This window comes from Herminiimonas sp. Marseille-P9896, assembly GCF_903993245.1.
GTDB classification, from domain to species: domain Bacteria; phylum Pseudomonadota; class Gammaproteobacteria; order Burkholderiales; family Burkholderiaceae_D; genus Oxalicibacterium; species Oxalicibacterium contaminans.
This window is the reverse complement of the sequence record NZ_CAJEVT010000004.1, coordinates 295,185-308,022: the sequence shown is the minus strand read 5'-3', so window position 1 is coordinate 308,022 and position 12,838 is coordinate 295,185. Positions and strand designations below refer to the sequence as shown.

Sequence of the window (12,838 nt, the reverse complement as noted above, 5' to 3'; positions counted from 1 at the left end):
CGACCTTGATGCGTGTATCTTTGAGCAAACCGACACCGGTGTTGAAGCTGTACATCATCGGTGCTTCATCATGCATCCAGGTGGCTTCGATGTAGTCGCGGCTTTCCTTGAGTGCGGCACGTGAAGAATCTGCCAGCGCGACCGGCAGGTGCGGTGCACGCGCGACAGCCAGGACTTGCGCTGCGGTCAGTGTGAAACCATCGATCGTGATCTTATTCATTGCGTTTCCTCTTTATATTTTTATTTAATATCTGGCTAAGATACAACTTATTTAGCACCCGCCTCAAACCAGGCACCGACCAATTTACGCTCGTCATCAGTCATATGAGTCAGGTTACCCAGCGGCATGTCCTTGGTTTGCACGGTACGCTGATAAACCCGCGCTGCGTGCTGACGTATCAATTCAGGTGTCTGCAACATCATGCCTGCAGGTGCGGTAGCAAAACCTTCAAACGTCGGCTTCGCAGAGTGGCAGTTGACGCAGCGTTGCGTAATGACTTCTTGCACCTTGGCAAAGTCAGCCGCAGCAATCGCCGCTGTGTCAGCACCCGGTACCGCAGCGACCTTGGGAGCCGGACGTGGCGCAATTGCAACGGCGACCGCCAGCAGCAAGGCAACACCAGCGATCGGATACGCAACCGATACCCGGCCCGCATGACGCAGGTTGAAGAAGTGACGGATCAGTACACCGGCAGCCATGATCGCCGCCAATACCAGCCAGCTGTATTTATGCGTATATGTCATCGCATAGTGATTGCTGATCATGATGAACAGCACTGGCAATGTGAAATAGTTGTTGTGCACGCTGCGTTGTTTCGCACGCTTGCCGTAGACCGGATCGGGTGACTTGCCGACTTTCATCGCTTCCACCAGCTTGCGCTGACCCGGGATGATCACCATCAGCACATTGCCGACCATCATGGTGCCTATCATCGCGCCGACGTGGATATACGCTGCACGACCGCTAAGCAAATGTGTCAGTGCGAATGATGCGGCAACAATAAATACAAACATGACGATGCCAAGCAAGCCTTCGCGTTTGCCCAGCGGCGAACGGCACAGCAAGTCATAGACAATCCAGCCGACGACCAACGTGCCGAGACCGACACCTATCGCCTGCGTCGAAGACAAATCGGCGACCGATTTATCTATCATCATCGCTGACGCATTGAAGTAGTAGACGATAAACAACATGGCGAAACCACTCAGCCAGGTCGCGTACGCTTCCCATTTAAACCAGTGCAATTCAGGTGGCAGCTCGGCCGGAGCGACCAGGTATTTTTGCGGATTGTAGAATCCGCCGCCGTGTACCGCCCACAACTCACCGGACACGCCTTTTTTGGCCAGTTCACTATCGGGCTTGGGTGGCCGGATCGAGTTATCGAGCCAGACGAAATAGAAGGATGCGCCTATCCACGCGATCCCGGTGATCAGGTGCAGCCAGCGCACCAACAGGTTGAGCCATTCAACGCCGTACGATACAAATAATGCTTCCATGTCTTCCCCACATTTGACTCTCATCCGCCACGGCGCGCTCTGCAGATGAGCGGGACTATACGTCCCGACTGGCCGTATCTGCCGGTAATAATGAATATACGCAAGGAATCATGCTTGCCCTCCTCGCGCTACCGGTCATGCCGCTGCGACCTAATGCTCTCCATTCCGTACGCCCACGCAATTAAATAGCAACAGTTTGACTACCAGTTTCACTGCTGCTTTTGCTTCTAGTTGCGTACAGAATGCTGGAACGATAAACGCCTGCGTCGCGTAAAACATTGCACTGGCCTTATATTTGACATATCAAATTTGATATACAACAATGAACTCGTTATATGAGACATTCGATAAAAATTATTATTAGATCCGAATGCCTGCCTGCGCAGCAGTATTAACGGTGACAAAAACGGAGACAAAAATATGTCCAGGCTGCCCGATCACCTCGATATACACCTGATACGTATTCTTTATTTACTGCTGTGCGAGAAAAATGTTTCGCGCGTGGCACTGAAACTGAATCGACCACAACCATCGATATCCGCGTCCCTGCGCAAACTGCGTGAGCTGACCGGCGATCCGCTATTGGTGCGTGGCGCGCGCGGCATGGTACCGACCCAGCACGGCGAAAGCCTGATGAAATCGGCCAAACGCATACTCGATGAGGCCGAGCATCTGTTTATACCAAAGACGGCCTTTGTCCCGCAGGAAGAAGCGCGCACTTTCCATATCGCGGCGCCGGATTATATGAATACGCAATTCTTCACTGAAGTGATAGCACGCTTGCGCCGTGAGTCGCCGAAGAGTCATATCGTGATCCATGCGCTGGGACCAGAGACCGACTATGTACGCCTGTTATCAGATGGCGAACTGGATCTGGTGATTGCGAACTGGGATGAAATGCCGGAACACCTGCATATGTCCAAACTGTTCGACGATCCTATCGTCTGCCTGATGCGTTCCGACTGCGCGTACGCCAAGCGCACCGCCAAGGATGCGATGACGATAGAGGATTACCTCAGCCTGCCGCATGCTGCGCCGTCACAAATCCTGCCCGGCTATCACGGCACTATCGATACCTATCTCGAAAAACAAAACCTGCAACGCAACATCGTGGTCGAGTCGGCGCACTTCCGCATGCTGCCTTACATGGTAGAAAAAACTGACCTGGTACTGACCGCCGGACAGCAGTTCACCAGCTTCTACGAAAAGACCTTGTCACTGAAAAGTTACAGCGTCCCCATCAAATTCCCGCCCCTGCGTTTCTATCAGTTATGGCATGAACGCGTGCATCAGGCGACTGAGCACAAGTGGTTGCGCGCGCAGGTGAGTGCTGCAGCGAAAGTACTTGCGGATTAATGACGGATATACACATTTAAGTCATCGCACCTATATCCGCACCCAAAGATCGGGTATAGCCTGGCTCATATATTGGACTGGTTTAATTACTTTAGTATCGGCTCTCGAGCCTGTACGAAAGATGATGCTGAACATCGGCCCCTTCCGCACAAGGACTCACTCAGAGGCTGTTGCAAAATGGAGCTGACGGGAAGATTCGCCAGATTCATCTTGCAGCAGCCTCCATATAAAAAAACGGAGACAGCCATGACAACCAGCAGCCATCCGGTAGATGAAATACTACCGATCCCTAAGCTCGCCGCACTTGGTATACAGCATGTTCTTGTAATGTATGCGGGTGCAATCGCAGTCCCACTCATCGTCGGTGGTGCATTAAATCTTCCCAAATCTGACATCGCCTTCCTCATCAGCGCCGACCTGTTTTGCTGCGGCCTGATTACCATTATTCAAAGTCTCGGCATCTGGAATTTCGGCATCCGCATGCCGGTAATGATGGGCGTGACCTTCGCTGCGGTAGGACCTATGGTGGCGATGGCAGGCAATCCTTCACTGACCATCCTGCACATCTACGGGGCGGTGATCGCGTCAGGGATATTTTGTATCTTTGCCGCGTCCTATATGTGCAAACTCATGCGCTACTTCCCGCCCGTGGTAACCGGCACTGTAATTACCATTATCGGTATCTCGCTGATGGGCGTCGGTATCAACTGGGCAGCAGGTGGACAGCCTGTGATCCACGCGATGGTTGATGGCGCGATGGTCACCATGCCGAATCCTGACTACGGCTCGCCGCTCAACCTGACCGTCGCTGCCATCGTGCTGGCCTCTATCCTGCTGATTACCAAATACGTCAAAGGCTTCATCGCTAATATCTCGGTATTAATGGGCATGATCATCGGCTTCGTGATTGCACTGTCGCTCGGCAAAGTCAGCTTCGATGGTCTGGGCAGCACCGACTGGTTCGCGATGATCACGCCTTTCCACTACGGCTGGCCAAAGTTCGACATAGGCTCCATCATCAGCATGTGCCTGGTCATGATCGTCACCATGATTGAATCGACTGGCATGTTCATCGCACTCGGCGACATCATCGACAAGAAAGTCGATGACAAGACCCTGGGGCGCGGCTTGCGTGTGGATGGCCTGGGCACACTCATAGGCGGTATCTTCAACACCTTCCCTTACACCTCCTTCTCGCAAAACGTCGGCCTGGTTGGTGTCACCGGCATCCGCAGCCGCTATGTCTGCGTCGCCGCCGGTCTGATCCTGGTTGCGTTCGGCCTGTTTCCGAAAATGGCGCACGTCGCCGCTTCGATTCCGCAATTCGTATTGGGCGGCGCTGGCATCGTGATGTTCGGCATCGTTGCTGCGACCGGTATCAAAATCCTCGGCAAAGTGGATTTCAACGGTAACCGTCACAACGTCTTCATCGTCGCGGTCAGCATAGGTGCAGGCATGATTCCTACTGTCGCGCCGTCTTTCTTCAACCAATTGCCAGACTTCCTGTCGACCATCTTCCATAGCGGCATCCTGCTGGCAACAACAACTGCAGTAGTACTGAACCTGTACTTCAATGGTCGTGGCACGGAAGAAGATATTTCGGCATTCGCGATGGCGGCAGCACAGAGTTCGGAACATTGAAGCAAATAATACATAGCGCGTCCCACGCGCAGGGGAATGATGCGGGCCGGAAGGTGGGACCTCCGGTCGGTTTTACTCTTATGAGCAACTGCAGGAAATAGGTATCAAGATGAGCACACTAGAACAATTGAACCGTCTGGCTGCAAGTGACGTACCGGCTTTTGTCGACGTCCTGCATGGAATCTACGAGCACTCGCCATGGATCCCTGAACGCGCGGCGAAGCTCGCACCGTTTGGCAATATCACGGCGCTCAAGCAAACCATGCAGGGTGTCGTATCCAGTGCCACGCGCGCCGAGCAACTGCAACTCATCCGTGCCCACCCGGAATTAGCTGGCAAGGCAGCCATCGCGGGTACGTTGACGGCTGAATCCACCGGTGAGCAGGCCAAGGCCGGACTCAATCTGTGCTCGCCGGAAGAATTCGCCACGCTGCAACAGCTCAATAGCGACTACAACAGCAAATTCGGTTTCCCCTTCATCCTCGCGGTCAAGGGAGCAACCGGCAAGGGCCTGACGCGTCAGCAAATTATCGCGACCTTCACCCGCCGCCTGCGCAACCAGCCGGAAGATGAATTACGCGAAGCGCTGCGACAAATCGGTCGTATCGCTGAAATGCGCATTAATGACTTGCTCGGTTACGTGCCTGCCATCGGTGCCACCGTGATGGATTGGGCGGAAGACATCGCCGCCTGGAGTGAAGACGAAGGTGCGCTGACCTGTACCTACATGAGTGATGCGCATAGACGCACCGCCAATCAAATCGCGGACTGGATGCGCGCAGCTGGCATGCATGCGCACATCGATCCGGTCGGCAATGTGGTCGGACGTTATCTGTCCACCGATCCTCGCGCCAAGACCTTAATCACCGGTTCGCATTACGACACCGTGCGCAATGGCGGCAAATACGATGGCCGCGAAGGCATCCTGCTGGCGATAGCCGTGGTCAAGCATTTGCATGAACGCGGCGAAACCCTGCCCTTCCATTTCGAAGTCATTGCGTTCGCGGAAGAAGAAGGTGTGCGCTTCAAAAGCACCTTCCTCGGCAGCAATGCAGTCATCGGTCAGTTCAATATGGAATTGCTCGACATCACCGATAAAGATGGCATCACCATGCGTGAAGCCATCACGCAGGCAGGTCATGACGTGAATGCGATTCCGCAAATCGCCCGTAATCCGGCCGACGTGCTCGGTTATGTCGAGGTACATATCGAACAGGGTCCGGTCCTGTTGCAACACGACCTGCCGGTCGGCATTGTCACTTCGATTGCAGGCAGCTCGCGTTACCAGGTTGAACTGCGCGGTGTCGCCAGCCATTCCGGTACCACGCCTATGTCGATGCGCAAGGATGCTGCTGCGGCGGCCGCTGAAATCATCCTCTACGTGGAACAGCGCTGTGCACTGGATCAGCAGGCGTCGCTGGTTGGTACTGTCGGTCAGTTGCAGGTACCGAATGGCTCTACCAACGTCATCCCGGGTCGCTGTGTATTCTCGCTGGATATACGTGCGGCAGTTGATTCGGTACGCGATGCAGCGGTCGCCGACATCCTGCAACACATAGACAGTGTTTGCACACGTCGCAACATCGAGTACAAGGCTGAGCAAACCGTCGCCGCACCGGCCGCACCATGCGCACCGTGGCTGATGAAGCAACTGTCGGCAGCGACCGAACGCGCCGGGGTACGGCCATTTGAGCTGGCATCGGGTGCAGGTCATGATGCAATGACCATCGCCAAGATGACCGATGTCGCCATGCTCTTCACTCGCTGCGGCAATGGCGGCATCAGCCACAATCCATTGGAAACGATGACAGCCGATGACACCGAAGTATCAGCGCAAATCCTGTTGGATTTCCTGCGCAATTTCAAAGAAAAATAACTAAAACAGTAAGTCTGAATAGCCTGGGCGGATCAAATATTTTTTGATCCGCTTTCTTTTGTCGACTGCGCGCCCTTCCTGAAGGTACAGCCATGAAAATGATAGCCAACCTCAAAATCAGACAGAAACTGACACTCAGCTTCGGCATCGTATTTGCCTTGCTGGTCGCCATTACTGTACTCAGCAACATCAAGCTGAACCAGCTGAACGACAGCATCAACCTCATCAGCAAAGACCGTTACCCGAAAACGATACTGGCAAACGCGGTACAGATAGAAGTCAACAAGATCGCACTCAACCTGCGTGACATGATGCTCGGCAGTGATCCTGACAAGATTAAAAACCTGGCGGCCGATGCGCTAGCTTCCGACAAGAAAATGAAGCAAGGCCTGGAGCAACTCAAATCCATTGCGCAAACCGAAGAAGACCGACGCTACGTCAACGCTGCCATCACCGCACGCGACCAGTACGTACCGGCACGCGATGCTTTGCTGCAACTGGCGCTAGACGGTAAAACCAACGAAGCCAAAACTTATCTTGACCAGGTATTTATGCCGGTGCAGGTCAAATACTTCATCGCGCTGGATGCCATGTTCGACTATCAGGGCAGCCTGATGAGTCAGGCAGGCGACGATGCCAGCGCCAATTCCGCACAAGCGCGCTGGATCATCAACATCCTCGCTGGGTTTACCTTGCTGATGGCGCTCGCCGTCGGCTGGTGGGTAACACGCAGCATTACCCGTCCGCTGAATACCGCCATCGCTGTCGCACGTCGTGTGGCTCAAGGCGATCTGGGCGGTCCTATCTTCGTCAAAACCACTAATGAAGTCGGACAGCTGATGGCTGCACTGAAAACCATGAACGATAATCTGCACCACATCGTTAGTCAGGTGCGCAACGGTACCGACACCATCGCCAGCGCTTCCGGTGAAATCGCACGCGGCAATATGGATCTCTCATCGCGCACGGAACAGCAAGCCAGTTCACTCGAAGAAACCGCATCAGCGATGGAAGAACTGACCTCTACCGTGAAGGAAAATGCCGACCATGCACAGCAAGCCAATCAGCTGGCAGCATCTGCGTCAGATATCGCACTGCAAGGCGGCAGCGTGGTACATGAAGTGATCGATACGATGACGGCCATCAATACCTCATCAAAGAAGATCATGGACATCACCGGCGTGATCGACAGCATCGCCTTCCAGACCAATATCCTGGCACTCAATGCGGCGGTCGAAGCAGCGCGTGCCGGTGAACAGGGGCGCGGCTTTGCCGTCGTCGCATCCGAAGTGCGCAACCTGGCGCAACGCAGTGCCACGGCGGCAAAGGAAATCAAGGCACTGATCGATGATTCGGTAGCGAAAGTTGATAAGGGCAGCAAACTGGTACAGCAGGCTGGCCTGACCATGGATGAAGTCGTCACTAGCGTGGCGCGCGTCAGCAGCATCATCGCCGCCATCGATAATGCCAGCCAGGAACAAAGTGCAGGCATAGAACAGGTCGGGCAAGCGGTCGTACTGATAGATGAAGGGACGCAGCAGAACGCCGCATTGGTAGAGCAATCTGCCGCTGCCGCCCAATCGCTGCGGGACCAGGCTGATCAGCTGATGCAACTGGTCAGCATCTTCAAACTGGAACGCAACCATGCGGCCACCGCCCCGACCGCACCGGAAAAGCTGCGCCTGGTAGCCACATCGACAGCCCTGTTAGCACCCAAACAAGACGGCAGGATCGCCAGCCTGATGTCGAATTGAAACAAAAAACGATCATCAGATATTTGATAAAAATCGTTGAAAAAACCAGCTGACATGCCTTAATCTATACATGCATGTTTTTCGATGCGGCGACGACGTGAATTGCAATTCGCCCACCACCGTATCGACGCTGCCGCCAGCAGCGCGTTGCACCTGTCTTAAACCCTTTTTGGGTTACCTTTTTTTGGCGACACAAAAAAGGTAACTGGCAACCGGTCCACCACCGGCAATGTCGGCGGGGCTGTCTGATGATGGCCATCGTCCAAATAGAGTCTTAAACAGACAGGTACCCTCATGTCAAAAACACTGCTCATCAAGAATGCCCGCGTACTCGTCACCATGAACGAGCAACGCGAAGAAATCAGCAACGGCGCAGTATTTATTCGCGACAACGTAATCGAACAAGTCGGTCCCAGCGCTACGCTGCCACAGACTGCCGATGAAGTCATAGACGCCAGCCATCACGTCGTACTGCCCGGCCTGATCAATACCCATCACCACATGTATCAAAGCCTGACGCGGGCGGTTCCCGCTGCGCAGAACGGTGAATTGTTCAACTGGCTGACCAATCTGTATCCGATCTGGGCCAACCTGACGCCGGAGATGATCCAGGTGTCGACCCAGACCGCAATGGCGGAACTGATGCTGTCCGGCTGTACCACCAGCAGCGATCACCTCTACATCTATCCCAACGGCTGCCGCCTCGACGACAGCCTGGAAGCAGCGCAAGAGATAGGCATGCGCTTCCATGCGGCGCGCGGTGCTATGAGCGTGGGCCAGTCCAAAGGCGGTTTGCCACCGGATCGTGTGGTGGAACAGGAAGCCGACATCCTGCGCGATACGCAGCGCCTGATCGAGACTTATCACGATGCCGGACGTCATGCGATGCAGCGCATCGTGGTTGCACCGTGCTCGCCTTTTTCGGTATCACGCGACCTGATGCGCGAGGCTGCCAGCATGGCACGCAGCTTCAATGTATCGCTGCATACCCATCTGGCGGAAAACGTCAACGACATTGCTTACAGCCGTGAAAAATTCAATATGACACCAGCCGAATACGCAGAAGACTGCGGCTGGGTCGGGCACGATGTCTGGCATGCACACTGCGTGCAGCTGGACGACGCAGGTATCAATTTATTCGCTCATACCCATACCGGTATCGCGCACTGCCCTTGCTCGAATATGCGACTGGCATCCGGTATCGCACCGATACGCAAGATGCTGGACGCAGGCGTGTCTGTCGGCCTGGGCGTCGATGGCTGCGCCTCCAACGATTCCGGTCACATGATGGCCGAAGTCAGACAGGCGATGCTATTGCAACGGGTCGGCTTCGGGCCGGATGCGATGACCGCCAGGCAGGCGCTGGAAGTCGCCACGCTGGGTGGTGCCAAAGTCTTGAATCGCGACGATATCGGTGCGCTCAAACCCGGCATGTCGGCCGATATTGTCATGTTCGATGTGCGGCAAATCGGCTTCGCCGGTGCCTTGCACGATCCGGTCGCGGCAATGGTGTTTTGCACCCCGCCAAATGTTGCCTGCAGCATCATTAATGGCCGCGTCGTCATCCGCGATGGCCAGATTACAACAATAGACCTCGGACATGTCATTGAACGCCACAATGCACTGGCATTTACGCTGGCAGAGGCGGCGCGCTAACAGGGGGATCATATAGCTACAGTCTTATAACTGATATTCCATCTGCATTACATTAGGCAGGCAAAATTAGACGACATTAGATGCGCTGAACGACACCACGTTAGATGGTAAGCGTTGAAGCAAAAAAACATAAAAACTCGGAGACAAGCAGATGACTTTTTTGGAAAAGTTTTTCAAGCTCAGCGACCACGGTACTACCGTGCGCACGGAGCTCGTGGCAGGGCTGACTACCTTCCTCACCATGGCCTACATCATCTTCGTCAACCCAGCCATTCTGGGTGACGCGGGGATGCCCAAGGATTCCGTATTCGTCGCCACTTGCGTGGCCGCCGCCATCGGTACCCTGATCATGGGCCTGTATGCAAACTACCCTATCGGGCTCGCTCCCGGCATGGGCCTGAATGCCTACTTCTCGTATGCAGTTGTGATTGGTATGGGCTATCCATGGCAAGCCGCCCTGGGTGCCGTATTCATCTCCGGCTGTCTGTTCATGGTGGTGAGTCTGTTCAAGATCCGCGAGCTGATTATCAACAGCATTCCGGTGTCGTTACGAACGGCGATTCCCGCGGGTATCGGCCTCTTCCTCGGACTGATCGCGCTGAAAAATGCCGGTATCGTCGTCGGCAATCCTAATACGCTGGTCACACTCGGTAACTTGCACAGCCCCCCAACAGTACTGGCCATCATCGGTTTTGTCGTGATCGTCGCACTGGATAGACTGAAAGTCCGTGGCGCGATGCTGATCGGCATCCTAGCCGTGACCGTACTGAGCTTCTTCTTTGCGGGTAATAAATTCGCCGGCGTGTTTTCGGCACCACCGTCAGTCTCACCTACCCTGTTCCAGCTGGATATCCCTGGCGCACTGGGCATGGGCCTGATCAACGTCGTGCTGGTCTTTTTCCTGGTTGAATTATTCGATGCCACCGGCACCCTGATGGGTGTGGCGCAACGTGCGGGTCTGGTCAAAAACGGCAAGATCGAACGCCTGAACAAAGCCCTGCTGGCAGATAGCGGCGCCATCATAGCCGGTTCCATGCTTGGCACTTCGAGTACCACCGCCTATATTGAAAGTGCCGCTGGTGTACAGGCAGGTGGTCGCACCGGCCTGACTGCCGTCACCATCGCTGTCCTGTTCCTGCTGGCCCTGTTTATTGCACCACTGGCTGGCGTGGTTCCGGCATACGCAACAGCTCCGGCGTTGTTCTTTGTGGCTTGCCTGATGTTGCGTGAACTGCGTGACATCGATTGGGAAGACACCACCGAATGCGTACCGGCAGTGATTACCACCATCATCATGCCTTTCACTTATTCGGTAGCAAACGGTATGGCACTCGGCTTCATCACCTATGCCGCACTGAAGTTGCTGACCGGTCGTGCCAAGGAAGTGTCGTTCATGATCTGGATTATTGCAGGCTTGTTTACCGTCAAGTTGGTCTTGTTGGGCTAAGCAAATAAGCACAAACAGGTGTTGTGCAGAAACGCGCAACACCTGTCAGCAAACATGGATTTGATTTCGTAAGTAGTTACATCCGACCGCGCTACTTAGTCTTACTACAGAGTACACATCATGTCAGAACCGATACGCTTTTACTTCCGCGGCACCACACACGAAGTGAGTGGTCTTTCCAATACGCGTACCGTCTTGCAGCACCTGCGCGAAGACCTGCATTGCACCGGCACCAAAGAAGGTTGTGCCGAAGGTGACTGCGGTGCGTGCACCGTGGTAGTCGGCGAACTGCGCGGCGATCACCTCGAACTCAACACCGTCAACTCCTGCATACAGTTTTTACCAACGCTGGACGGCAAGGCACTCTTCACGGTCGAAGACCTGAAGCAAAACGATGGCTGCCTGCATCCGGTGCAACAGGCGATGGTCGAATGCCACGGCTCGCAATGCGGCTTCTGCACACCAGGCTTCATCATGTCCTTGTGGAATCTGTATCTGCACAATGACGATGGCAGCACCGCACCAAGTACACGACAAGTAGACGATGCACTGTCCGGCAATCTGTGCCGCTGCACCGGCTACCGTCCCATCATCGAAGCAGCGCACCGCATGGGTGAATTACCAGCCGTCCATTTCGACCGCACACAAGTGGCAGATGCGCTGCGCGAATTGCAACGACATGAGCCACTCAGAATCAGCTACGCTGGTCAAACCTTCCACGCACCGCGCACCATAGAGCAACTGGCAGCACTGCGCGCCGAATTGCCTAAGGCACGCATACTGGCAGGCTCTACCGACGTCGGCCTATGGGTCACCAAACACATGCGCGACCTCGGCGACATCATTTACCTGGGCCAGGTCGATGCACTGAAAAGCGTCAAGGAAGAAAACGGCTGGCTGGAAATTGGCGCAGGCGTCACGCTGGAAAATGCGTATGCAGCAGCCGCCCAGCACTACCCGCAAGAACTATCAGAGCTGTGGCAACGCTTTGCGTCGCTGCCAGTACGCAATGCCGGTACGCTGGGTGGCAATGTCGCCAACGGTTCACCTATCGGCGACTCCATGCCGTGGCTGATTGCGCTCGGCACACACATCGTCTTGCGCAGCGTCGCAGGTGTACGCAGCATGCCGCTGGAAGATTTTTATCTGGCTTACCAAAAATCGGCCATGCAGCCAGATGAATTCGTGCAGGCAGTACGCATACCATTGCCACGTCCTGACGTCGCATTCCGCGTCTACAAACTATCGAAACGTTTCGACCAGGATATCTCGGCGGTTTGTGCTTCCTTCGCGTTTGAACTGGTCGATGGCCAGGTAAGGGATGCGCGCATCGCCTACGGCGGCATGGCGGCCACGCCTAAGCGCGCAGCGCAAGCCGAAGCGGCACTCAATGGAAAGGCATGGAGCGAAGCCAATGTACGCGCGGCGATAGCGCTGCTGGCACAGGACTATGCACCACTCTCCGATATGCGCGCCTCATCCGCTTATCGCATGAAGACGGCACAGAATCTTTTATATCGCTACTGGCTGGAAACACGTGCAGATGAGCCGGTACCAGCGAGCTCTTTGCGCGCCTTTGCAGCAGCAACAGCTGAGACTGCCTGAGGAAAT

Annotated in this window: 9 protein-coding genes; 7 read left to right on the top strand and 2 right to left on the bottom strand. The window is 54.9% G+C overall.

What is annotated here, in order from left to right:
• Both H7U06_RS16045 and H7U06_RS16040 read right to left on the bottom strand, forming a co-directional pair.
• Nucleotides 1-220 (bottom strand): aromatic amino acid lyase (locus H7U06_RS16045; RefSeq protein ID WP_175625164.1); only part of this gene is annotated, 220 nt, incomplete at its 3' end.
• A gap of 47 nt (nucleotides 221-267) precedes the next feature.
• On the bottom strand, nucleotides 268-1,497 hold the full coding sequence (locus H7U06_RS16040; protein WP_175627103.1) for a urate hydroxylase PuuD: 1,230 nt from the start codon (nucleotides 1,495-1,497) through the stop codon (nucleotides 268-270).
• Between the two features lie 420 nt (nucleotides 1,498-1,917).
• Here H7U06_RS16040 and H7U06_RS16035 point away from each other — a divergent pair, with 420 nt between their 5' ends.
• The 7 genes from H7U06_RS16035 to xdhA all read left to right on the top strand — a co-directional run bounded on the left by H7U06_RS16035 (nucleotide 1,918) and on the right by xdhA (nucleotide 12,832).
• A complete protein-coding gene (locus H7U06_RS16035; protein WP_175627102.1) occupies nucleotides 1,918-2,853 on the top strand; it encodes a LysR substrate-binding domain-containing protein in 936 nt (311 codons plus the stop codon).
• Nucleotides 2,854-3,099: 246 nt separating this feature from the next.
• The gene (locus H7U06_RS16030) at nucleotides 3,100-4,494 is read left to right on the top strand and encodes a nucleobase:cation symporter-2 family protein (protein WP_175627101.1); all 1,395 of its coding nucleotides are present in this window, start codon (nucleotides 3,100-3,102) and stop codon (nucleotides 4,492-4,494) included.
• Between the two features lie 109 nt (nucleotides 4,495-4,603).
• On the top strand, nucleotides 4,604-6,370 hold the full coding sequence (locus H7U06_RS16025) for an allantoate amidohydrolase (RefSeq protein ID WP_175627100.1): 1,767 nt from the start codon (nucleotides 4,604-4,606) through the stop codon (nucleotides 6,368-6,370).
• 92 nt (nucleotides 6,371-6,462) lie between these two features.
• Nucleotides 6,463-8,124, top strand: a complete 1,662-nt coding sequence (locus H7U06_RS16020) for a methyl-accepting chemotaxis protein (protein ID WP_175627099.1) — start codon at nucleotides 6,463-6,465, stop codon at nucleotides 8,122-8,124.
• Between the two features lie 294 nt (nucleotides 8,125-8,418).
• On the top strand, nucleotides 8,419-9,780 hold the full coding sequence (locus H7U06_RS16015) for an 8-oxoguanine deaminase (RefSeq protein ID WP_175627098.1): 1,362 nt from the start codon (nucleotides 8,419-8,421) through the stop codon (nucleotides 9,778-9,780).
• Between the two features lie 151 nt (nucleotides 9,781-9,931).
• Nucleotides 9,932-11,227 carry an NCS2 family permease gene (locus tag H7U06_RS16010; protein WP_175627097.1) on the top strand — a complete coding sequence of 432 codons (1,296 nt, stop codon included), beginning with the start codon at nucleotides 9,932-9,934 and terminating at the stop codon, nucleotides 11,225-11,227.
• Nucleotides 11,228-11,347: 120 nt separating this feature from the next.
• A complete protein-coding gene (gene xdhA, locus H7U06_RS16005; protein ID WP_175627096.1) occupies nucleotides 11,348-12,832 on the top strand; it encodes a xanthine dehydrogenase small subunit in 1,485 nt (494 codons plus the stop codon).
• Nucleotides 12,833-12,838: the final 6 nt, after the last annotated feature.

Excerpts from the sequence above, each read along its gene's own strand:
- xdhA (WP_175627096.1), top strand. The coding sequence starts at position 11,348 with ATGTCAGAACCGATACGCTTTTACTTCCGCGGCACCACACACGAAGTG.
- H7U06_RS16025 (WP_175627100.1), top strand. The coding sequence starts at position 4,604 with ATGAGCACACTAGAACAATTGAACCGTCTGGCTGCAAGTGACGTACCG.
- H7U06_RS16035 (WP_175627102.1), top strand. The coding sequence starts at position 1,918 with ATGTCCAGGCTGCCCGATCACCTCGATATACACCTGATACGTATTCTT.
- H7U06_RS16040 (WP_175627103.1), bottom strand. The coding sequence starts at position 1,497 with ATGGAAGCATTATTTGTATCGTACGGCGTTGAATGGCTCAACCTGTTG.
- H7U06_RS16015 (WP_175627098.1), top strand. The coding sequence starts at position 8,419 with ATGTCAAAAACACTGCTCATCAAGAATGCCCGCGTACTCGTCACCATG.
- H7U06_RS16030 (WP_175627101.1), top strand. The coding sequence starts at position 3,100 with ATGACAACCAGCAGCCATCCGGTAGATGAAATACTACCGATCCCTAAG.
- H7U06_RS16010 (WP_175627097.1), top strand. The coding sequence starts at position 9,932 with ATGACTTTTTTGGAAAAGTTTTTCAAGCTCAGCGACCACGGTACTACC.
- H7U06_RS16020 (WP_175627099.1), top strand. The coding sequence starts at position 6,463 with ATGAAAATGATAGCCAACCTCAAAATCAGACAGAAACTGACACTCAGC.